Consider the following 22781-nt stretch of genomic DNA (forward strand, 5'->3'; position numbering starts at 1 on the left):
CCTCACAACCGATTTGATGCGCATCGACGCGCTCGGTGCGGACGGCGAATATCGGACCCGTAACCGCGAGGTCATCCTGGACACGGCCGGCGCCGCGGTCGCCGAGCTGAGCATCGTTCCGCCGCTGTATGTTTCGCGCACCATCGGCACGCAGCGCAAGGCCGCGCCGCTGCCCGTCGGGCAGCGCGAAGCGGCGCTGGCCGACGCGGCCGACCTCTTCGCGACCGCCGTCATCGGCGGCCTGGACTTCGAGGAGTACGTGCGGCTGGCCAGCGGCATTTCCGGGCTGCCGATCGCCGTCGCCCGAGCCGGCGCGCGTGGCGTCGCCGACGCGGTCGCCTCGGCATTCGAGGCGGTGCGACCGGCCCGGCCCGCCGGCGCCGCGCTCGACTGGCGCGAGGAGCGTGCCCGCCGCGGCGGTGCGGTGTGGGCGCGCCGCGGGGAGGTGTTCGCCGTCCATGCGGCCGGTAACGGCCCGGGCGTGCACGCGCTGTGGCCCCAGGCGCTCGCGCTGGGATACCGGGTGGCGGTGCGCCCGTCGCGCCGCGAGCCGCTGACCGGCCACCGGCTGGTGAATGCCCTGCGCCAGGCGGGGTTTCGTGCCGAAGACGCGGTCTATCTGCCCACCGACCACGGCGGCGCCGACGAGATCATCCGCTCGGCCGACCTTGCCATGGTGTATGGCGGCCAGGACGTGGTGGACAAGTACGCCAACGACCCCGCCGTGATGGTGAACGGCCCCGGGCGTTCGAAGATCCTCATCACGGCCGACCGCGACTGGCGCGACCACATCGACCTCGTCGTCGACTCGATCGCCAACCTGGGCGGGATGGCGTGCGTCAACGCCACCGCCGTGCTCTACGAGGGCGACCCCGCCCCGCTGGCTCATGCGATCGCCCGGCGGTTGGCGGACATCGAGCCGCTGCCCGGCCAGGACGAGCGCGCGATCCTGCCCACCCAGCCCCTCGACAAGGCGCAGGCGCTGGCCGCCTATCTGGCCGCCAAGGCCGCCGGGTGCACGCCGCTGCTCGGCGCCGACCGGGTGGTTGCCCCGATCGGCGACGGCTGCGCGGCGCTGCGTCCGGCGGTGCACCTGCTCGAGGAACCCGGCTCCGGCCGGCTCACCGACACGCTCAACACCGAGTTGCCGTTCCCGTGCGTGTGGGTGGCGCCGTGGTCGCGCGCCGCGGGCGTCGAGCCGCTGCGACATTCATTGGTGCTCACCGCCATCACCGGCGACGAGCGGCTCGTCGACGACCTGCTCGCCGAACCGACGGTCGCCAACGTGTACTTCGGAGGCCACCCGACGTTCTATGCGGCGCCCGAAATCCCGCATGACGGGTTCCTGGCGGACCTGCTGATGCGCAACAAGGGCTTCCTCAGCGACTAGCTGCCGAAGCCCCCGCCTTGCGTTCCGACCGTCGTCGCGCCGCTTCCACCGAGGTGGCTGGCCGCGAAGGCCGCGCCCTTGTCGATCATCTGCCCGTCGGACGCGTAGGTGTCGTGCGCGGCGAAATTCATGCCGTCGGAGCAGACCGGATCCTCGGGGGCACACACCTTGACGGTCTTCGCCTGATACAGCGGGCCGATGGCGACCGGGGGCTCGTTGAGGAAGTTCATCGCGCGGACGTTGGGCATGCCGAAGAGCACGACCGAGGAGACGTGGTCGGCCACCGAGGGGTCCATCGGTTTGGGCACGGTCGCGGGGTCGACGCCGTCCGGCACGGCGGCCGAGGTGACGAAGCCCATCACGGCCGCGCCCTGCGAGTAGCCGCCGAGCACCATCTTGGTGTTGGGGCAGTCGTGCGCCATCGAAACCACATGGCCGCCCGCATCTCTGATGCCGTCGAGGCCGGTGTCCCAATCGTTGCTGGCGGGGTAGTTGACCGGGTAGACGTCCAGCGACTTGCCGCCGATGCGCGAGCGCAGGTCATCGACGAATGCCTGTCCGGTCGGGCCGACGCCAGGAGCCTCACCGGTACCGCGGGCGAACACTACCTGTACGTCTGGGCACGGCTGGGCGGCGGCGGAGGGGATGGCAGGCGCGAAGACGGAGGCGCTGAGGCCCGCCCCGGCGACTACCGCTGGACCAAGGAAACGAGGGAGGTGACGTGCGATCATGCCGCAATTGTGCCCATCTGAATGCCTGTCTAAACAGTGATCTTCCGGCCAATTATTTCAGATCCGTAAATCGTCCGGCGGAGGCGCGACGGCGCGCCGGCGACGCATCCGCGTCGGGCCGCGAGAGATGCCGGGCGCCGGGCCGGAGCGCGGGCCCGTGTTTCGGTGTGGTCTGCTAGCGGTAGTCCGAGTCGAGGCATACGGTCGAGCCAGCGCCGCCCCTCGCGCGCAATTCGGAGTGAATGCGGCAGTGAACGTGAATGTGATAGCGCGGCCCTTCGCGAAGGCCTTTTCGGGGGCCTTCGCGGCGGCCACCGATCGATTGGCGAATCCGGCGCGGGTCTCCGATCCCGACCGGCTGCGCGCCACCGTGTCCGGCAAGACGGTATTGGTGACCGGGGCGTCGTATGGCATCGGCGAAGCGACGGCCCGCAAGATGGCCGCCGCGGGAGCGACGGTGCTGATCGTCGCCCGGTCGGCGGAAAGGCTCGAGGACATTGCGGCGGCCATCAACGCCGGCGGCGGTCGGGCGGTGGCGTACCCGACCGACCTCACCGACGAGTCCGCGGTCAGCGAGCTGACCAAGCGGGTCACCGAGGACCATGGCGCGGTGGACATCGTGGTGAGCAACGCAGGCAAGTCGCTGCGCCGCTCCCTGCATGACCAGTACGACCGCCCCCATGACTTCCAGCGCACCATCGACGTCAACTACCTCGGACCGATCCGGCTGCTGCTGGGCCTGCTGCCGGCCATGCGCGAGCGCGGCGGCGGGCACATCGTGAACGTGTCGAGCGTCGGGGTGCGCGTCGTACCCGGTCCGCAATGGGGCGCCTATCAGGCCTCCAAGGGCGCGTTCGATCGTTGGCTGCGCAGCGTCGCACCGGAATTGCACGCCGACGGCGTGGACGTCACCGCGGTCTACTTCGCGCTGGTCCGTACCCGGATGATCGCGCCCACGCCGGTCCTGGGCCGGCTTCCCGGCTTGACCCCGGACGAGGCCGCCGACGCGATCGCCAAGGCGGTGATCGAGCGGCCCCGCACCAACGAGCCGCCCTGGGTGTGGCCGGCCGAGCTGGCCTCCGTGCTGCTGGCCGGGCCCGCCGATCGCGCGGCCCGGTTGTGGCACCGGCGCTTCTTCGCCAACGCCGAAGCCCAAGAGGGCCAACGATGACGGACAGTGTGGTCGGCACGGCGGTGCGGGCGTTGCTGCGCTCCCGGCTGCTCAGCCCGCCCTCCCCGGTCGCCGGATTCCGGCTCCTTCGGGAGGCCCGCCGGGGCGGCACGAACCCCTACACCCTGTTGGGCGTCACGGCGGCCCGCTGGCCGGACCGGACCGCAATCATCGACGGCGACGGCGCCCTCACCTACCGCGAGCTGCGATCGGAGACCGAAGCCCTGGCCCGCCGGCTGTTCGACCACGGGGCCGGGCCGGACCAGGCGGTCGGGCTCATGTGCCGCAACGGACGGGGCTTCCTGAAGGGCTTCTTCGCGGCCGCCTTGGTGGGCGCGGACGTCGTCCTCGTCAACACGGAATTCCGGACCGACGCGCTGGCCGCCGCGGTCGGCGCCCACCGGGTCACGACGATGGTCGCCGACGACGAGTTCGCGGAGCGGGTCAGCGCCGCCGACCGATCGGTGGTGGTCGTCGATCCGGCGACATTCCGGGAGCGCGACGACGGCCGGCGGTCTCCCAGACCCGACGTGGCCGCGCCTGGGCGGATCATCCTGCTCACGTCGGGCACCACCGGCAAGCCCAAGGGGGTGCCACGCACACCGCAGCTGCGTTCGGCGGTGGGCGTCTGGGTGACGATCCTCGATCGCACCGGGTTGCGGACCGGGTCGCGGATCTCGGTGGCAATGCCGATGTTTCATGGTTTGGGGCTCGGCATGCTGATGCTGACCGTTGCCCTCGGCGGAACCGTGCTGACGAATCGCCACTTCGACGCCGAAGCCGCGCTCGCGCAGGCATCGCTGCATCGCGCCGATGCCTTCACCGCGGTGCCGGTCGTCCTCGCGCGCATCCTGGATCTGCCCGAGCGGGTACGGGCGCGGAACCCGTTGACCTACCTGCGGGTGGTGCTGTCCAGCGGGGATCGGCTGGATCCCAGCCTCGGGCAGCGGTTCATGGACGCCTACGGCGACATCCTCTACAACGGCTACGGCTCAACCGAAGTCGGCATCGGCTCGCTGGCCACGCCGGCCGACCTGCGGGAGGCCCCCGAGACGGTCGGAAAACCCGTCGCCGGCTGCCCCGTGCGCATCTTCGACAAGAACGACAGACCCGTCGGAGCGCGCGTCACCGGCCGCATTTTCGTCGGCGGGGAGCTGGCGAGTGAGGGCTACACGGACGGTGGCGCCAAGGCCGTCGTGGGAACCATGACCAGCACCGGCGACATGGGCTATCTCGACAACTCGGGCCGGCTCTACATCGTCGGCCGCGAGGACGACATGATCATCTCCGGGGGAGAGAACGTCTACCCGCGCGCGGTGGAGAACGCGCTCGCCGAGCACCCCGACATCGCGGACAACGCCGTCATCGGCGTGCCCGACGAGCAGTTCGGTCATCGGCTGGCCGCCTTCGTGGTCGCACAGCCGGGGCGCAGCCTCGACCCCGAGGGGCTGCGGGATTACCTGAAGGGCAGGGTTTCCCGCTTCGAGCAGCCGCGAGACATCAACATCGTCGACAGCATCCCGCGCAATCCCGCGGGCAAGGTCGTGCGCAAGGAGTTGTCGACCTAGGAGTCGGTTATTGCCCGGTCTTTCTTGGGCTCCAGCGCGGCGACCCTGTTGGACAGCCAATTGGGCGCCAGCACCGACACGGCGGTGGCGCCCGCCGTCGCGCCGATCACCCCGGACCAGGCGACCGGCCCCAGGGGCGTGCAGCCGAAGAACTGGCTGACGCCGGGGGTTTGGACGATGGCGACCAGCACACCCGCGCTGCCCAGGGCGGTGGCCAGGACCAGGGGGCTGTGGCGGCGGGTCAGCAGGGTCTGCGCCAGCTGCGTGCTCACCAGCGCGGTGAGACCCATTGTCGCCGTGCGGCGTTCGGTGCCCGGGGTCCAGCGCCCGATGGCCCAGGCCGCCGTCGCGCCGGCGCCGGTGACGGCGCCCCGGGTGACGATCTGGCGCATGAGCGGCGCGTCAAGCGACGGCGACGGCTCGGACAGCGCCGCCAGCTGGAAGGCCCGCTGCATCTCCTCGGCGTCGCGGCCGGAGTCGTCCTCGTCCTCTTCCGGCTGCGGGTATTGGGGGGTGACCGCGACCGCGAGCGCGGGAAACATGTCGGTGAGCAGGTTCACCAGGAGCAGTTGACGGGTGCCCACCGGCGCCCGGCCGGTGCCCAACGCGGTCCCGATGATGGTGAAGAGCACCTCACCGACGTTGCCGCCGACCAGGATGCTGACCGCGTCCCGCACGCCGCCCCACATCCCGCGGCCTTCGACCAGCGCGTCGAGCAGGACGCCGAGGTCGTTGTCGGTCAAGACGATGTCGGCGGCACCGCGTGCGGCCGACGAACCCCGGCCGCTGACGCCGATGCCGACGTCGGCCATGCGGATCGCGGCGGCGTCGTTGGCCCCGTCGCCGACCATCGCGACCGCCTGCCCGCTGCGCTGCAGCGCCGCGACGATCTGCACCTTTTGCTCCGGGCTGACACGCGCGAAAACCTGCACGTCGGCGGCGAGTCGGGCCCGGGCGTCCTCGTCGAGGGCGGCCAGTTCGGCGCCGGTGGCCTCACGGGCATCCGCCGGCAGCCCGAGTTGACGCGCGATCGCCCGGGCGGTGATCGGGTGGTCGCCGGTGATCAGCACGACCCTGCGCCCGGCCTCCACCAACGCCTCGATCAGCGGCCGCGCCGACGGGCGCGCGGTGTCCGCCAAACCGACGAAGCCGACCAACTCCAGGTCGCGCGCGGCGGCGTCGACGTTGTCGGCGTCGGTGTCCTCCTCGGTGGTCCCCTGGTCCCACGGGCGCCGCGCCACCGCCAGCACGCGCAGGCCCTGCCCGGCGAGCCCGGATACCAACGACTCGGCGTGGCCCGCGTCTCCGTCCCCATTGGCGAAACGGCACCGCGGCAGGATCTCCTCGGGGGCGCCCTTGACCATCAGCATGGGCTCCGCCGTCGCGGCTTCGGCGGTGACGATCGAGGCGGAGTAGCCGCGGCTGGACTCGAACGGCACCTCCGCGAGGACCGTCCACTCCGAATCGCCCTGTCCATCAAGCGAATTGGCGGCGGTCAGGATGGCCTCGTCGGTGGCGTGCGCGTGCCCCTGCCCGTTGTGCGGCTGGGTGCACGCGCGTGCGGCGATGCGCAGCACCCCGGCGGCGCGCGGCTCCGTCGGGTCCGGGAAGGGGCCCTTCGCGCTGGTGTCCTTCGGAACGACGCGGACGAGGCGCAGGCGGTTCTCGGTAAGGGTGCCGGTCTTGTCGAAACACACGGTCTGGACCCGGCCCAGCGCTTCGACGGCGCGTGGGGTGCGGACCAGCACGCCGCGCCGCGACAGCCGCTGGGCCGCGGCGAGCTGCGCCAGGGTGGCCACCAGCGGGAGGCCCTCCGGGACGGCCGCCACCGCGATCGCGACGCCGTCGGCGACCGCTTGGCGCAGCGAACCCTGGTGCGCCAGAGCCAGTCCGGTCACCGCCGCACCGCCGGCGAGCGTCAGCGGGAGCACCTTGCTGGTCAATTCCCGCAACCGCGCCTGCACCCCGGCGGCCGACTCGACATCGGCGATGGCCGACATCGCCCGTTGCGCGGCGGTGCCGGCGCCGGTGGCCACGACGATCGCCCGGGCGCGGCCGGCGACGATGGTGCTGCCCTCGAACAGCATGCTGGCCCGGTCGGAGTCCGCGACGGCGACGGGATCGACCTGCTTGTCCACCGGCAGCGACTCACCAGTGAGGAAGGATTCGTCGACCTCCAGGTCCTCGGCCACCAGCAGGCGTGCATCCGCGGGCACCACTTCGGGGGCGGCCAGGTCGATGATGTCGCCCGGGCGCAGCGACTTGGCGCTCACCGTCACGGTTCGTTCGGTGGAACGGGCCGCCTCGAGCCGGCGGCGCGCCGTCGCGACCGTCGGCAGCACGACGCGCCGCGCGTGCCGGTCCTGCTCGGCGAACAGCTCGGCGACCGCCGCCTCGGCCCGCAGCCGTTGCACCCCGCCCGCGATCGCGTTGGCCGTCATCACGCCCGCGACCAACAGCGCGTCGACGTTGCTGCCGACGATCGCCGCCGGCGCCGCGCCCACCGCCAGGATGGGGGTGAGCGGGTCGGCGAGCTCGGCCCGTGTCGCGGACAGCAGCCGCCCCACCCGGGTGGCCGGGCCCCGCAGCGGCGCGACGAGCGGGTTGTAGGAGAGGTCGTCGAGGACCTGGCGCCAGGGCGCCTCCCCGGGCTCGACGGCCAGGGTCCGCGTGCGGCTGGCCAGCCGCGAGTAGACGATTTCGGGATCCAGGGCGTGCCATGCGGTCAGCGGCTGCGGCGTGGGATCCGGCAACCGGAGCGCCCTGGCGGCCGAGAAGGCGCCCGATACCAGCGCGGCCGCGGCGGCGGCGTTGACGGGATTGAGCCAGCGCTGCACGGCCAACGGATTGGCGGTGCCGGGTTCGCCGGTGACCAGCAACAACCCGGCCAGCGTGCTGCCGCCCTTGGCCAGGCGCACCGACGATTCGGTGGCCTCCCGGGCCACCGGAAGTGTCGAGAGGATCCGCACCGCCGCGGCGAGATCGGTTCCGGTGATGATGTCGGCGGTCCACGGCGTCGCGGCCTGCGGGTCGTCGAGGGCCACGCCGACGTCGGCGACCGCGAGCGCCGCCAACGTATCGGTGGACGCGAAGTCCCGGTGCACGGCGGTGATCAGCAAGACCGGTCCGCGGTCCGTCCGCAGCTCGCGGACCAACTGGAGCAGCGGCGTTCCCGCCGGATGGCTCACGGCGACGCTGGCCGTCAGGTCCTCGGTGCCGGCGACGTGGCGCAACACCACCCGCGCCCCGGTCCGGTGGGCGGTCTGCAACAGCGGAATCGCGAACGGGTCGACCTCCCACCCCACATCGACGCCGCCGACGCGCTCACCGTCGACGATGAGGTCGGCGTGTTCGAGGCCCTGGGCGGGCGTCGCCGACGGCTCCTGGGCCCGAAGCCAGCGCAGGCGGGCTCCGGTGGCGGGCAATTCGTCGGGGTCGGGTTCGGGCGCCTCTTCGCCGTGCAGCAGCGCGTCGGCGACCTCGTAGACCCGGTCCTCGTCCCAACCGGGTATGTCGCCTCGCGCCTGAAGCACCGCGCGGTTGTCGCCGCGCAGTGCCGCCCCGTCGATGACGACCACCTTGACCCGGTCCAGCCGGCGCAGGGCGCCGGGGTCCAGGATCAGCTGTCCGGCGCTGGCGAGCCCGCGCCCCAGCACGGCGGCGAAGGTCTGACGGCCCACGTGCGCGGCCCGCGGCACGCCCGCCAGCAGCGCCCCGGCCGCGTCTTCGGTGCCGCCGCCGGCCAGCAGCGCGCCGGCCGCGGCGATCAGCGATGCGTTCGCGGCCTGGTCGGCGTACTCCTCGACCGGCCCGGCCATGGAACCCTTCGCGGTGTCGATGGCGGCGTCGATCGCCCCGCCCACCATGACGTGCGATACCTCGCCGGCCGCCGCTGCGGCCCAGTTGTGCCGCGGGACCTGCGAGCTGGGCCCGGCCGACGAGATGACGGGCACCACCGGCGCCTGGGGCCGGTCGGGCGAGGCCAGCTGCGGCTCCCGCTCCCGCCATCGCTGACGATGAGCCGACGCCTCCGAGATCTGCAGGCTGCGTTGTGCCAGGTCCAGCAGCGGTGTGCCGACCGCCTGGGTGAGCCCGTTGGCCAGGGCCGTCGAGGCGCTGAGCGCGATGTCGGTGCCGACGCGACCCAACCGCGACTCCAGGACGGCCACCACCCGCGGCTGGTGATTGAGCAGGGCGGCGGCGGCGCGCGCGCTTCGCGGCGCCACGGGCAGGCGGCCGAGCCAGCCGGTCACCGCGGCCCCGATGGCCGCGACGTCCATCGCCGCCGCGGTGAACGGGACCAGAATCGCCAACGGGTTGCCCGGATCGGCGAACGGCGCGGTGCGGGTCACCGCCTTCGGTCCGGCGAAGGCCAGATCGGCGGCCACGCCGCAAACGGTTTCCCGGACCTCGTCCAGCACCTCGTCGGCGTCGGCGTCGCCGTCGAGTTCGACCACGAGCCGGCCGAGCGCGCCCTCGACGTGGGCGCTGGCGACGCCCGCGATCCTGCGAACCGGTTCCTCCACCACCGCCGCGTGCTCGTGCCAGCTGGGGAACGGCAGCAGTGGATCCAGGTCCAGGTGCACTCGGTTCCCGCTGTGCCAGCGCACCGGCGGGGTGACGCCGTTGCGGGAGCCGTTGGACGCGCCGATGCCGATCGCCCGGCCCGTCGTGTGGGCCATCGACGAAACCACCGGGCTGGCCAACTCCATCACCGGGCTGGCGAACATCTCCACCGCGCCCGCGGCGCCGGCCGCGGTGGAGACGCCGGCTCGCGCCACCTGCGCGGCCCCGCCGGTCACGCCAGCGACGACGCTGGCTACACCCGGAATCCTCATTCCGTCACCCTTCAAACGTCTACCCGCGCCTAATGATCCTGGCGTGCCAGTGGCCTGTCCACATATGGGCCGGATGGGCGGCCACGCGATAGCACCAGCGAGTGGGCGCGTTGGACTCGCTCGGTTACCAGGGGTGCAATCGCTTCCTTGCCAAAAGGTTACCGGGTTTGCGACACGCCAAACCTGCCGAAACGCGCAGAGCTGGGGAAACCTCGGGCCGGGGCGCGGTCGCGGCGTGCTCAGGCTGAATCACGTTGGCAGAAACGGCATTTCGAGCGTGGCGAATGGCGCGAGGCCAAAAACACGAATGCGCGGTAGCCGTCGAACGGCTACTCGCGCATATTCGGCTTGAGGATTCGGGCTACAAACTCCGGTGGTGCGCCCGGTCCACCTGGTACCCGGCCGGGAAGGACTTCTCGATGACCTGCAACTGATGGTCCACTCGGGACTCCAGCTCGAGAACCACGCAGCTGTCGCCGAGGGCTTTCGATTCGAGAACTATGTACCGCTGACCACAATCGGTGATCGGGTCGCCCGAGTGCAATTTCTCGACCGCTACCGACTCCGGGGTTCCATCTGCCTCCATCCGTCCACGGTAGGTCAATTCACCGAGTGAGGGAATAGACCGCTAGGTGGTGTCGGCCTGTCGCTGTTTGAAGAACACGCTGACGCGAGAGATCAGCCCGTCGTCGCCCCGCTCGATGAGAATGCATTCCGGCCACGTCGCGCCGACGCCGTCGATCTCGAACGCCTCGGTCAGCTCGACGTAGGACAGGCGATCGTTCACGTGCGAGACCCGCTGCACCTCCAGCCGGTGGCCCTTGAGGGTGGTACACACCTTGCGTAGGTAGGCGACGTAGTGCCGCTTGCCCTCGACGACATCGCAGAACGGGCCTTCGCGGGTCAGTCCGTCGTCGGCGATGGTGGTGGCAAGGCCGTCCCAATCGTGGGTGGCCAGGCATTCCAGGTAGCGCTCCACGACGCCGGCGCCGATCTCAGTCGCAATCGGTGACCCCACGAGAAACACAGTAAGGCACCGCGGCGGCCCGGGAAACGGCGAGAATGGTCCGATGAGTGCACCCAGGCCACCGGAGGCCGAAGCGCCGACCTGCTACCGGCATCCCGGCCGCCAGACCTACCTCCGCTGCAACCGCTGCGAGCGCTACATCTGTCCGGACTGCATGCGCGCGGCCGCGGTCGGTCACCAGTGCGTGGAGTGCGTCCAGGCGGGCGCCCGGACGATCCGGCAGCCCCGCACGCAATTCGGCGGGCGGGAGCGGACGGGCGCGCCAGTGGTCACCTACGCGCTGATCGCGATCAACGTGCTGGTGTTCGCCCTGCAGATGTCGGTGCGGGGCTTGCAAAGTCAGCTCGTGCTGTGGCCACCCGCCGTCGCGGACGGCCAGCTGTACCGATTGGTGACCTCGGCGTTCGTGCACTACGGCGCCGCTCATCTGTTGCTGAACATGTGGGCGCTGTACGTGGTGGGGCCACCGCTCGAGATGCTGCTCGGCCGGCTGCGGTTTGGCGCGCTGTACGCGCTGAGCCTGCTGGGTGGGTCGGTGCTGGTCTACCTGATCACGCTGAACACCGCGACGGCGGGCGCATCGGGCGCGGTGTTCGGACTTTTCGGCGCCACATTCGTGGTGGCCAAGCGGCTCAACCTGGACCTGCGCTGGGTCGTTGCCGTCATCGCGATCAACCTGCTCTACACCTTCGTCGCTCCGGCCGTGAGCTCCCAACGGATCAGCTGGCAGGGACACGTGGGCGGGCTGGTCACCGGCGGATTGATCGCCGCGGCTTACGTTTACGCGTCGAGGGAACGGCGCAACCTGATCCAAGCCTCGGTGACGGTCCTGGTATTGGGTGTGTTTGCCGCGTTGATCTGGTGGCGCACAGGTGTTCTCGCCGCGGAGCTGTATCTGTGAGCTGGTGGATGGTGCACGCCGAAACAGAGCTGTCCGAAGACGTGCCCGCCGCGCCCGGCGACGTCCGTGATTTCTACGCGGATCTGAACAACATCAAGATCGTGCATCCGCTGATCGTGTCCGTGCAGGCCACGTCGCGCACCCAAACGCCGGAAGGCTACCTGCAGAGCTACCGGGTGGTGGATCGGATTCCGTTGGGGCCGTTCACGATGCGAATCACCTATCGCGCGCGGCTGCACGTCCGTACCGACGGCGAGGTGACGACCGAGGCCGACCAGTCACCGGGCGTGCGCCTGCGGGGGACGGTGACCTTCGCGCCGATCGACGGCGGAACCCGTATCACCGAGCGGATCCGGATCGCCGCGCCCCGGCCGCTCGCCGGGATGACGACGCGCGAGGCCGTCAAGGCCCACGTCGAAATGCTGGCCGGCATCCGGCGCCACTTCGAAACCGCTTGAACGGACGCCTTTTAGGGGTCGGCGAAATCGATGATTCCGCGAATGTTGCGCCCCTCGCGCAGGTCCGCGAACGCCTCGTTGATCTGGTCGAGGCCGTAGTGGCGGGTGACCAGCTCGTCCAGTTTCAATGCGCCCGCCTGATACAGCGACAGCAGTAGCGGCACGCTCGTGCGGGGGTTCATCCCGCCGTAGAGGGCTCCCCTGAGTTGTTTGGCCGACAGCGTCATCTCCTGCAGCACCAACGGCGTCGGGGGCTCGGTGTACGGGGTGATGCCGGTGAGCACGCAGACCCCGCCCTTGCGCAGCAGCGTCATCGCCAGCGGGATCAGGTCCACGTGCACAACGCCAGGGCAGACGACGACACGGTCGGCCATCAGGCCCGCGGTGATCTCCCGGACCAGCGGTATCGCGTCCTGCGCGGAGGCGGCGGTGTGCGTGGCCCCGAAGATCTTGGCCGAATCCCGCTTCGACTCAACGGGGTCGACGCCGACGACATAGGTTGCGCCGACGGCGCGGGCGCCCTGCAGCGCGTTCATTCCGACACCGCCGGTCCCGATGACGACGACGGTGTCGCCCGGCTCGGTGCCCGCCGACAGCGTGGCGGAGCCCCAGCCGGTGCTGACGCCGCACGAGACCAGCGAGGCGGCATGGAACGGGATCGCCTCGTCGATCTTGATGACGGAGCGCTCCGAGAGCACCGCGTATTCCGCGAAAGTGCCGAGTTGGCCGTAGGCCAACAGGTTTTCGTCGCCGAGGTGCCGTCGACACGTTCCGTCGGTGGGCATCTCCCGCACGAACAGGCTCGCGCCGATGTCGCAGATGTAGCTCTGGCCGTTGACGCAGAACCGGCAATTGCCGCACGCCGGAATGAACGAGAGCGCCACGTGGTCCCCCGGCCGCACCGTCGTCACGCCCGGCCCGACCTCCGCGACGACACCCGCGCCCTCGTGGCCGCCCAGCAGCGGGAACCAGTCCGGCGCGGGCTGACCGCTCGCGGCCAGCACCTCGGGCGTTGGCACCACGTCGCCCGTGAACAGGTGGTCGTCGGAATGACAGATGCCCGCGACGGCCATCCGCACCAGGACCTCACCGGCGTGCGGCGGATCGAGAACGATCTCGCGGACTTCCCAGTCCTCGCCGACGCCGCGCAACACGGCGGCGCGACACTTCATGGCAACCTCCCCGGTGGCGCGCGGCCTACTAGGGCGCAAATCCCAAGGTGCTCTTGACCTCCAGGTATTCGTGGAACCCGAACTCGCTCCACTCCCGACCGTTGCCGCTGTGCTTGTAGCCGCCGAACGCCGAGTTCATGTCGAAGGCGTGGTTGATCGTCACCCAGCCGGCGCGGATCTTGCGGGCCACCTCCCGGGCCTTGTCGAGGTCGGCCCCCGACACGTAGCCGGCCAGGCCGTAATCGGTGTCGTTGGCGATCTGCACGGCCTGATCGAGGTCGTCATAGCCGAGGATGCACAGCACCGGACCGAAGATCTCCTCGCGCGCGATCGTCATGTCATTGGTGACGTCGGCGAAAACGGTCGGCTTGACGTAGTAACCCTTTTCCAGCCCCGCCGGCCGGCCGGGTCCGCCGGCCACCACGGTCGCGCCCTCGTCGATGCCCGTCTGGATCAGGCGCTGAACCTTTTCGAATTGCGCCTGCGAGGCCACCGGTCCGATCGCCCGCTTGTCGTCGGGGCTACCGACTTTCACCTGCTCGGCGGCCCCGCGCGCGATGTCGATGGCCTCGGCCATCCGCGAACTCGGGACCAGCATGCGTGACGGCGCGTTACAGCTCTGGCCGGTGTTCGGCATCATGTTGGCCACGCCGGCGCGGACGCTGTCGGCGAACCCCGCGTCGTCGAGGACGATGTTGGGGCTCTTGCCGCCGAGTTCCTGGGTCACCCGCTTCACCGTCGTGGCGGCGTTCCTGGCCACCTCGACTCCGGCGCGCGTGGACCCGGTGAAGGACACCATGTCGATGTCGGGGTGGCTGGCCAGGGCGACGCCGACGCCGGGGCCGTCGCCGTTGACGAGGTTGTACACCCCGGCCGGGACGCCCGCGGCGTCGAGAATCTCGGTGAAGATCTGGGCCGAGAACGGCGCCACCTCGGACGGTTTCAGGATCATCGTGCACCCGGTCGCCAGCGCCGGGTACACCTTGACCGCGATCTGGTTGAGCGGCCAGTTCCACGGCGTGATCAGCCCGCACACGCCGATCGGCTCCTTGGCGATCAGCGTCGCCCCGTGCTGTTCGGAGAACGAGAAGTTCTTCAGCACGTCGATGGCGGTCACCAGATGACCGAGCCCTAGCTGGACCTGCGGGCCGGCGGCCAGCGACGGCGGCGCGCCCATTTCCTCGGTGACCGCGTCGGCGAGATCGCCCGCGCGCTTGCCGTATTCGGCGAGGATCGCCTCCAGCAGGTCGAGGCGCTGTTCGCGGCTGCTTTGTGACCAGCCGTCGAACGCGCGCCGGGCGGCGTTGACCGCCACGTCGACGTCCGCGGCCGAGCCGAGCGAGATCTTCCCGGCCACCTCCTCGGTCGCCGGGTTCTCCACGTCAAAACTGTTGGGCCGCACCGGGTCGACCCAGCGGCCGTCGATGTAGAACTTCAGGTATTCGCGCATCAGATCATCCTTCTCGTTACTGGGTTCCCTCGGCGTACCAAGTTCGGAATCGGTCGTACTTCGGCATCTCCTCGGAGTTGGCCTTCGGGTCGATGCACACGTGCACCACGCCGACTTTGCCACTCGCGTAGGCGCGCTTGATCGCCGGGCCGATTTCCTCTTCCTTCTCGACGTACTCACCGTGGCAGCCGAAGCCCTCGGCGATCTTGTCCATCCGGACGTCCTTGCTCCAGTGCACGCCGGGCTGGGGCGACGGCTGGGGGAAGGTGCGCTTGTAGACGCCTACCTCGAGGCCCCACTGGTGATCCACGCCCACCACACATACCAGCGGAAGCTTTTGCCGCGCGGCGGTTTCCAGCTCGGCGATATGAAAGAGGAATGCCGAGTCACTGGTGAGCAGCATGACCGGGCGCTTGCCGCCCTCGGCCACCGAGGCGCCGACGGCGTACGGCAAGCCGGTGCCTAGATGACCGAAGTTCTGGTTCCAGATCACGTCGCGCGGTTTGGTCTGCGAGTAGGTCCACTGGAAGATCACGGTCGCGCCGCCGTCGCGGACCATGATGCCATCCTCGAGTTCGTCGAACGCCTTGGTTGCCTCGACGACATAGCGCGCCGGGTGCACCGGGGTGCGACCCGTCGGGGCTTCCTCGGCCACCCGCACCAGCTCGGCGGCGTCGGCCTTGATCAGTTTCTCGAGGTGGGCCGACGCGGTGCGGGGCGCGTCGCGTAGCGCCTCGACCAGCTGCGGCACCACGCCGCGCAGATCGCCCACCAGCGCCACATCGATGGGCCGGTTGACGCCGATGGCGGTCGGATCCTGCTCGACCATCACCCATTTGCGGTTTGCATTGTTGGCGGCCCAGTGCTGAGTTCGGCCGTAGTGCATGGGCTCACCGAGTTCGGTGCCGAGCGCGACACACAGGTCGGACTCCTCGACGGCCTCGTTAGCGGCCGGGGAGAACAGATACGGGAACGTCCGGTCCTGCAGGCCCGGGATGAACGACGTGCCGCCGGAGGTCTGGATCACCGGGCAGGCCATCAACTGGGCGAGTTCCTTGACCTGCTGCTGAGTCCGCGAGGTGTGCACCGCGTGACCGACGAGCAGCACCGGGCTCTTGGCCTCGCGGATCAACTTCACGGCTTCGGCCACCTCGCGGCTGCCGGCGCCCTGGTTCACCAGCCGGTAGCTCGACGGGGCGGGTGCGGCATCGACGTCGAGCTCCTCGAGGATGACGTGTGAAGGGAACTCGACGTAGGACGGGCCCGGGGTGCCCGACATCGCCTTGCGGATCGCCTCGTGGACGATCTCGTCGGTCTGGTCGGCATACTCGATGGAGCTGCTGTATTTGACCGACGCCGCGAAAAGTGGCTCCTGCTGGACGAACTGGATGCGACCGCGCCGGACCCGGCGCTCGGTGATGCGGGCGCGCTGGCCGCCGAGGAAGATCACCGGCGAGTTTTCCACTAGCGCGCACTGGATCGCGCCGGCCATGTTGGCCATGCCAGGCCCCAGCGTGCCGATGCACAGCCCGGGCTTACCCGTCATCCGCGACGCCGCCTCGGCCATGAATCCCGCGCTCAGTTCGTGATGCGGTGCGACGACGGACCAGCCGCGGGCGTCGGCCTCGGTGAACATGTGCACGAAGTTCGGGTCCGGGATCCCGAACAGCGTGTTCACGCCCTCGGCCTCGAACAGGTCGAGGATGCGCTTGTAGACGGGCACAGCCATGTTCAAACTTCCTTTCCATCGCGAGCGAGGTGCCCCCGGCTCGCGCCGATTTCGGCAAGCACCTCTGCGGTGTCGGCGCCCAACTCCGGCGCCGGCCCCGCGACGCGACCGGGTGTCCGGGAGAACCAGGTGGGTACGCCGGGGAAGCGCACCGGTCCGTGCGGGGTGTCGACGGTCTGGAACATGCCGACTGCGTTGAGGTGCGGATCGTCGAACAGCGCGCCGGGCGTGTTCAGGGGCGCGGCCGGGATCTCGAGTTCGCGGAACAGCGCGAGCCACTCCTGGGTCGTGCGCTGCTTCATCGTCTCGGCCACCAACCCGTAAACGGTGTCGATCCGGCGTGCGCGCTCCTCCAGCGTCGAATACAGCTCACCGGCCCATGGCGGCCGCACGGCGTCGACGAACGCGTTCCAGTGCTTGTCGTTGTAGATCAACGCGGCGATGTAGCCGTCGCTGGTGCGGTAGGGACGGCGGTTGGGCGCCACGGTGCGCGGATACACGGCCGGCCCCAGGGGCGGGTCGAACAGGGCGCCGTTGGCGTGTTCGACGAGCATGAACGAGGCCATCGTTTCGAACATGGCGACCTCGACTTCCTGCCCCTCGCCGGTGCGTTCGCGGTGATACAACGCCATGGTCGTCGCGTACAGCGCGGTCAGCCCGGCGACCTTGTCGGCCATGATGGTTCCGACGTAGTCGGCCTCGCCGGTCAGCTGCTGCTGCACCGCAGGCAGGCCGCATTCGGCCTGGATGGTGTCGTCGTAGGCGGGCCGGTCCCGCTCGGGTCCGCGGCGTCCGTACCCGTAGCAGTTGGTGTAGACGATCGCAGGGTTGATCGCGGCGACGTCGTCGTAGGCGAAGCCGAGCTTGGCGATCGCCTTGGCGCGCATCGAGTGGATGAACACGTCCGCGGTCTCGACAAGGGCGCGCAGCGCCCGGGTTCCGTCGTCCGTCCGCAGGTCGAGCACGACGCTGCGCTTGCCGCGGTTCACGTTGACGAAGACGCCGCTCATGCCCGGCGCGGGACCGACCGAGATGTAGCGGGTGTTATCGCCCTGTGGGGGTTCGACTTTGATCACGTCGGCGCCCATGTCGGCCATGATCTGGGTGCAGTACGGCCCCATCACCATCGCGGTGAGGTCGATCACTCGCACGCCGGCCAGCGGCCCCGCGCTAGCCATGCAGCACGCCTCGACCGCTGGAACGGTGTGCGAGTTCGAAGCTGTAGCGGATGTGCCGGGCGTGACCGTCGGGCACCGCCGGAAAAACCAGCGGCGCCTGGATGTTTCGGATGGCGTCGAGATGCGCGCCGACGTCCTCGACCGTCCAGGCCGGCCGATGCACGCCGGGGCTCTCGGCGATGACCGCCCGCGCCACCCGCCCCGCCAGCGCGATGAACATCTCCCCGGTCACCGAACAGGCCTCGTGGGCAAGCCAAGCCACGACGGGCGCGACGAGCTCCGGGCCCATGGGCGGGTAGGCCGAGGTGTCGATCCCCTCCGCCATCCTCGTGACCGCGGCCGGCACGATGACGTTGCACGCCACGCCGTGGGCCGCGCCTTCGAGCGCCGCGACGTTGGACAGCCCGATCACGCCGGCCTTGGCGGCCGCGTAGTTGGCCACGTCGTGGTTGCCGTACAGGCCGCCGATCGATGACGTCAGCACGATGCGCCCGTATCCGGCGTCGCACATCACCGGAAATGCCGGGCGCACAACGTTGAACGCGCCGCGCAGGTGCACGTCGAGCACCGCGTCGAAATCCTCGTAGCTCATCTCTTTCAGCGATGCGCCGCGCACGTTCCCGGCATTGTGGACGAGGGCGTCGACGCGGCCGTACGTATCGAGCGCCGCTTGGATGATCGCCTTGCCGCCGGCCGCGGTGGCCACCGAATCGGTGCTGGCGACGGCTTGGCCACCGGCAGCGGCGATCTCGCGCACCACCTCGTCGGCCGGGCCGGCGTCGGTGCCGTCGCCGGTGAGGCCGCCCCCCGGATCGTTGACGACGACCTTCGCCCCCAGCGACGCCAGCAATAGGGCGTAGGAGCGGCCCAGCCCCCTGCCTGCTCCGGTGACGACGGCGACGCGGCCGTCGAATCTCATGTCCGACATCTAGTTTCCGAGGACCAGGCCATGCAGATCACCCTTGGCGCGCCACTCCTTGAGCAGGTCGTCGAAGGCGTAGAAGCCGGGCGAGTAGGGCTCCCCGAGAAACGAGCGGATGCCCTCTCCGCCCCCGCCGCCCTCGTTGTTGTAATAGCCCGGCGTGCAGCTCACTTCGAACGCCGAGTTGTCGATCGTGAGGTCCCGGATCGTGGCTACCCAGCCGTCCTGACCCTCCTGACTCGGTTCGACGGTGGTCGCGCCGCGCTTGATGGCTTCGGAGATGATGTAGGCGATGTGTTCGGCCTGCTGCTCGAACATCGCCGTGGTGTTGGCCGAAACGCCCCCCTGCAGGAAGCCGGTGTGGAACTGGTTGGGGAAGCCGCGAGTGGTCATGCCGTGCAGCGTCTTGTAGCTGTCGCGCCAGTGATCGAAGAGCGACAGGCCGTCACGGCCCTCGATCGCTTCCATCGCATAGCGGCGGCTGATCTCGGTCGAGATTTCGAAGCCGCTGGCGAAGATCACGCAATCGACCTCGTACTCGACACCGTTGGCGACGACGCCGTGCTCCGTGAGCCTTTCCACCCCCTTGCACTCCGACACGTCGACCAACGTGACGTTGGCATTGTTGAAGGTGGGCAGGTATTCGTCACTCGAGCATGGCCGCTTGCAGAGGAACCGGTAGTACGGCTTGAGCGCCTCGGCGGTATCGGGGTCCGCGACGATGTCGGCGATCCGGCGTCGCAGCCGCTCCATGATCTTGTAGTCCTCCTCCTCGCGGATCGCCATGATCTGCTCGATGCTCAGCGACGCGGGGTCGTCGCTGGCGGCGATCCGCGCGGTCATGTTGCGGCCCAGCTCGGTCCAGAAGTCGCAGACCTGATCCGCCGCGTCGAACACCACGCCCTCGAACGGCGACCACCGATGGAAGTTGCGCTTGCGCTCCGCCTGCCACCCGGGCTGCAGCGATTCCACCCAGGCCGGATCCGTTGGCTCGTTGCCCCGCTCGTCCACCGATGACGGTGTCCGCTGAAACACGTAGAGGTGGTGGGCGTCGCGGCCCAGGTGGGGAACCAGCTGAACCCCCGTCGCGCCGGTGCCGACGAGGGCGACCCGTTTGTCGGCGAGCCTGTGCAGGCGGCCGTTGGCGTCGCCGCCGGTGTAGTCGTAATCCCAGCGCGCCGAATGGAACACGTGGCCCTTGAAGTCTTTGAGGCCGGGGATCCCGGGCAGCTTCGGCCGGTTGTATGAGCCCTGCGTCATCACCACGAAGCGGGCGCGGATGTCGTCACCGCGGTTCGTCCGCAGCCGCCAGCGGTTGATCGAGTCGTCCCAGCGCACCGTGCGCACCTGGGTGGAGAAGATCGCCCCGTCGTACAGCCCGAAATGTTTGGCGATGCGCCGGCAGTGCTCGTAGATCTCCGCGCCGTCAGCGAACTTCTTGCTCGGCATGAAGTCGAGCTCTTCGAGCATCGGGATGTAGCAGTACGCGTCGTTGTCACACTGGATTCCGGGAAAGCGGTTCCAATACCAGACGCCGCCGAAGTCCCCGCCCATCTCGATGACGTGAACATCGTCGACGCCGGACTTCTTGAGGTAGGCGCCCGCCAGCAGGCCGGCGATACCACCCCCGAGCACCGCCACCTCGACATCCTCGGTGATCGGCGCCCGCGGAGTTACCGGCGTGTGCGGATCGACCTCGGAGAACTCGGCGAAGTCGCCCGTGAGTTCCAGATACTGCTTGGATCCTTCGGGGCGCAACCGCTTGTCGCGCTCGTGCAGGTACTTCTCGCGAAGCGCGTCGATGTCGATGTCTTGTGGGGTGTCGGTCGGCCCACAGGTGTCGAAATTCGTCATGGAATCTCTTTCGGCGCACCGGTACCCATGTACTTCGACAATTGGTAGTGCAGGTTGACGGTGCTGCGTTCGCGGTACGGGTTGGGCTTGGTGCCGGGGAAGCCAACGGATTTCATCCCCTGTTGCACGGCGGCCATGTTGGAGAAGTCCTGGGGCAATACCGAGCGCCACCGCGGGTCGCCCACCGGCGTGTACTCCCACTCCGTTTGCGGCTCTTCGCCTTTGGGAAACAGCTCGAAAACCGACACTTCGAAGATGCATTTGTCGGGGTTGTAGCCGGGGTCTGGCCGGGCGCCGTAGCACAGCGCAACCGTCAGACCCTGACCGATCTGGAAGTTCGGGAAGATCTGCCACGCGGTGCCGGCCTGCCCGAGGATGTCGGGCGGAATCGTCGGCCAGATCACGCCGCGGGCCTCGTCGTCGCGGCGCGCGGATGCCAGCCAATGCTCGAGGACCTTGTCCGCCGGGGTGCCCTCGGGCAGTTCGTCGACCAGCCGTTTGGCCGCGTTCACCAGCGTCTCGGTGGTGGAGGTGTTGGTTTCCTCCATCGTGTAGATCTGCATCTCCGCGGTCGAGACGCGGGGATCGGCGCCGGTGCCGAGGCGGATCTTGGACTTGGTCGCCGCGAGATCATCCGGGGCGTCATAGCCGATGTTGCTGTGCTTGCCCTGCGCCTTGGCCCAGCCCTTGAATTCGCCGAACTTGTTGAATTCCGGATGGGTCGTGTAGACGTGGTAGGTCTCGTTGAAGGCCTCCAGCGCGACCTTCCAATTGCAGTCGAAGTTCAACCACTTGCGCCACTTGTAGCGCATGTTCTCCAGGCCGAACGGGTCGAGGATCTTGGCCGCGGGAAACAGGTAGTCGGCCAGCGGCTCGCAGTCGGGGTCCATGTTGATCCACACCCAACCGCCCCACGTGTCCACGCGCACCGGCCGTAGGTGCGTGTTGTCGGGTGTCAGCGCGTCCTGCCAGTCCTGTCGCTCGCGAATGTGGGTGCACGCCCCGTCGAGGCCGTAGGTCCAGCCGTGGAAGCCGCACACGAACGACTTGCGGGCGCGGCCGCAGGCGTTCTTCGCGGCCGGCGGCGTGTCGATCCGCCGGCGGCCGCGGTGCATGCAGACGTTGTGGTGCGCGTGAAATTCGTGCTCATCGGTGCGCACCACGATGATCGAGTCGTCGAGGATGTCGTAGGTCAGGTAGCTGCCCACCTCGGGCAGCTCTTCGACGCGGCCGACCTGTTGCCAGACCTTTCGCCACAGCTTGTCGCGCTCGGCGCGGGCGTACTCCGCGCTGACGTAGGCCTCGACGCCGATCGTCATCGGCTTCGAGAGTTCCTCGGCTGCAGCGGATTTCACCTCCTTGGCCAGATCCGTCATTCCATCCTCCTGATCGCCGCGCGGAAGGATTCGTCTTTGAGGAACATCGAGGTGTTGTCGGCGTCGAGATGGCTCCACTTGAGGTCGAGGCCACCGTCGACGAGCAGCGTCTGGCCGGTGATGTAGCCCGACAGGTCCGAGAGCAGGAAAAGGATGGCGCCCGCCTGCTCCTCGGGCCGGCCACGCCGGCCCATCGCGATCGCCCGCCGGTCCCGGTCCGGATCCTCGTCCACGTAGGTGCGCGAGGCCGCGGTCTCGGTGACGCCCGGCGCCACGGCGTTCACCCGGATCCCGGACAACGCCAGCTCGAGCGCCATCGTGCGGGTCATCGCCGTGATCGCGGCCTTGGCGGTCCCGTAGGCGATGTGAAACGGCGCGGTGTTCATGCCGCTGATCGACGAGATCGACACGATCGACCCGGGCCGCCGCTGCCCGACGAGTTCGGCCGCGACGGCCTGGCTCATGAAGAACGCCGTTTCGAGATTGTCGGTGAAGATCTGGCGCCAGTCGCCGCGGGCCACCCGTGTCGACGCCATCCACGTCGACGGCTCGGCGCCGCCCGCGACGTTCACCAGACCGTAGAGGTCTCCGTCGGCGCGCCGCGCCTGATCGATCACCGCGGCGATGCCCTCTTCGGTCGACGCGTCGGCCGCGACGGGCACCACCGCCAGGCCTTGCTGCGCCAGCGGGGCGACGTGCTCGTCGAGGTTTTCCTTCGACCGGCTCACCGCGATCACGGTTGCCCCCGCGCGCGCGGCCATTGCCGTGACGGTGGTGCCGATGCCGCCGCCGCCGGCACCGGAAACCACGACGATGCGACCGTCGAGCCCGAGAAGATCGTCCATGACCTGCTATCTACTGCACCGCTTTGTCCGGACAAGATACCGCGTTCTGTCCTTTGGAGAACACTATTCCCATCGTTGGACTGGGCTGTCAAGGCCGAGACCGCGCGGTGCGGACCCTATTGTCTGGACTAGGAGGAGTTGATAGCGTCCAGCTCAAACGGCTGACGGAAG

Annotated in this window: 17 protein-coding genes; 5 read left to right on the forward strand and 12 right to left on the reverse strand. The window is 69.4% G+C overall.

Annotation, left to right across the window (positions count from 1 at the left end):
• Positions 1 to 13 precede the first annotated feature (13 nt).
• Positions 14 to 1390: an aldehyde dehydrogenase family protein gene (locus tag A5655_RS01870; protein ID WP_067005284.1), complete on the forward strand. Its 1377-nt coding sequence runs from the start codon at positions 14 to 16 to the stop codon at positions 1388 to 1390.
• On the opposite strand, the gene A5655_RS01875 is transcribed toward A5655_RS01870, so the two are convergent.
• On the reverse strand, positions 1387 to 2121 hold the full coding sequence (locus tag A5655_RS01875; protein ID WP_067004944.1) for a cutinase family protein: 735 nt from the start codon (positions 2119 to 2121) through the stop codon (positions 1387 to 1389). The two genes, A5655_RS01870 and A5655_RS01875, sit on opposite strands and share 4 nt — an antisense overlap.
• Positions 2122 to 2377: 256 nt before the next feature.
• Here A5655_RS01875 and A5655_RS01880 point away from each other — a divergent pair, with 256 nt between their 5' ends.
• Both A5655_RS01880 and A5655_RS01885 read left to right on the forward strand, forming a co-directional pair.
• Complete coding sequence (locus A5655_RS01880) at positions 2378 to 3292, forward strand: SDR family NAD(P)-dependent oxidoreductase (RefSeq protein WP_067005285.1); 915 nt, start codon at positions 2378 to 2380, stop codon at positions 3290 to 3292.
• Positions 3289 to 4860, forward strand: coding sequence for an AMP-binding protein (locus A5655_RS01885; protein ID WP_067004946.1), 1572 nt, complete (start codon positions 3289 to 3291; stop codon positions 4858 to 4860). The genes A5655_RS01880 and A5655_RS01885 overlap by 4 nt, the downstream gene beginning before the upstream one ends.
• Here A5655_RS01885 and A5655_RS01890 read toward each other — a convergent pair.
• From A5655_RS01890 to A5655_RS01900, 3 genes are all read right to left on the reverse strand, one after another.
• Positions 4857 to 9698, reverse strand: coding sequence for a cation-translocating P-type ATPase (locus A5655_RS01890; protein WP_067004948.1), 4842 nt, complete (start codon positions 9696 to 9698; stop codon positions 4857 to 4859). The two genes, A5655_RS01885 and A5655_RS01890, sit on opposite strands and share 4 nt — an antisense overlap.
• Positions 9699 to 10059: 361 nt before the next feature.
• The gene (locus A5655_RS01895) at positions 10060 to 10284 is read right to left on the reverse strand and encodes a hypothetical protein (protein ID WP_067004950.1); all 225 of its coding nucleotides are present in this window, start codon (positions 10282 to 10284) and stop codon (positions 10060 to 10062) included.
• Between the two features lie 42 nt (positions 10285 to 10326).
• Entirely contained in the window at positions 10327 to 10725 is a 399-nt protein-coding gene (locus A5655_RS01900) for a nuclear transport factor 2 family protein (protein WP_369807139.1), read from the reverse strand.
• Between the two features lie 43 nt (positions 10726 to 10768).
• Between A5655_RS01900 and A5655_RS01905 the strand changes: the two genes are divergently transcribed.
• On the forward strand, positions 10769 to 11626 hold the full coding sequence (locus A5655_RS01905) for a rhomboid family intramembrane serine protease (RefSeq protein ID WP_067004952.1): 858 nt from the start codon (positions 10769 to 10771) through the stop codon (positions 11624 to 11626).
• A gap of 8 nt (positions 11627 to 11634) precedes the next feature.
• Positions 11635 to 12084 (forward strand): SRPBCC family protein, encoded by a 450-nt coding sequence (locus A5655_RS01910; protein WP_067005287.1) that lies wholly within the window; start codon positions 11635 to 11637, stop codon positions 12082 to 12084.
• Positions 12085 to 12095: 11 nt separating this feature from the next.
• Here the strand turns inward: A5655_RS01910 and A5655_RS01915 are convergent, their stop codons facing one another.
• Genes A5655_RS01915 through A5655_RS01950 form a run of 8 tightly spaced genes read right to left on the reverse strand, consistent with a single transcriptional unit; the run spans position 12096 to position 22610 of the window.
• Positions 12096 to 13238 carry an NDMA-dependent alcohol dehydrogenase gene (locus A5655_RS01915; protein ID WP_067005289.1) on the reverse strand — a complete coding sequence of 381 codons (1143 nt, stop codon included), beginning with the start codon at positions 13236 to 13238 and terminating at the stop codon, positions 12096 to 12098.
• A 46-nt stretch (positions 13239 to 13284) separates the two neighbouring features.
• Positions 13285 to 14706 carry an aldehyde dehydrogenase family protein gene (locus A5655_RS01920; protein ID WP_067004954.1) on the reverse strand — a complete coding sequence of 474 codons (1422 nt, stop codon included), beginning with the start codon at positions 14704 to 14706 and terminating at the stop codon, positions 13285 to 13287.
• 16 nt (positions 14707 to 14722) lie between these two features.
• A complete protein-coding gene (locus A5655_RS01925; RefSeq protein ID WP_067004956.1) occupies positions 14723 to 16435 on the reverse strand; it encodes a thiamine pyrophosphate-binding protein in 1713 nt (570 codons plus the stop codon).
• A gap of 2 nt (positions 16436 to 16437) precedes the next feature.
• Positions 16438 to 17613 carry a CaiB/BaiF CoA-transferase family protein gene (locus A5655_RS01930; RefSeq protein WP_067004958.1) on the reverse strand — a complete coding sequence of 392 codons (1176 nt, stop codon included), beginning with the start codon at positions 17611 to 17613 and terminating at the stop codon, positions 16438 to 16440.
• On the reverse strand, positions 17606 to 18541 hold the full coding sequence (locus tag A5655_RS01935; RefSeq protein ID WP_067004960.1) for an SDR family NAD(P)-dependent oxidoreductase: 936 nt from the start codon (positions 18539 to 18541) through the stop codon (positions 17606 to 17608). The genes A5655_RS01930 and A5655_RS01935 overlap by 8 nt, the downstream gene beginning before the upstream one ends.
• A complete protein-coding gene (locus tag A5655_RS01940) occupies positions 18542 to 20389 on the reverse strand; it encodes an NAD(P)/FAD-dependent oxidoreductase (protein WP_067004962.1) in 1848 nt (615 codons plus the stop codon).
• Positions 20386 to 21765 carry an SRPBCC family protein gene (locus A5655_RS01945; RefSeq protein ID WP_067004964.1) on the reverse strand — a complete coding sequence of 460 codons (1380 nt, stop codon included), beginning with the start codon at positions 21763 to 21765 and terminating at the stop codon, positions 20386 to 20388. Before A5655_RS01945 ends, A5655_RS01940 begins: the two co-directional genes overlap by 4 nt.
• Positions 21762 to 22610: an SDR family NAD(P)-dependent oxidoreductase gene (locus A5655_RS01950; RefSeq protein WP_067004966.1), complete on the reverse strand. Its 849-nt coding sequence runs from the start codon at positions 22608 to 22610 to the stop codon at positions 21762 to 21764. The genes A5655_RS01945 and A5655_RS01950 overlap by 4 nt, the downstream gene beginning before the upstream one ends.
• Positions 22611 to 22781: the final 171 nt, after the last annotated feature.

Origin of the sequence: Mycobacterium sp. 1081908.1 (assembly GCF_001673535.1) — a bacterium.
In the GTDB taxonomy this organism is placed as follows: Bacteria; Actinomycetota; Actinomycetes; order Mycobacteriales; family Mycobacteriaceae; genus Mycobacterium.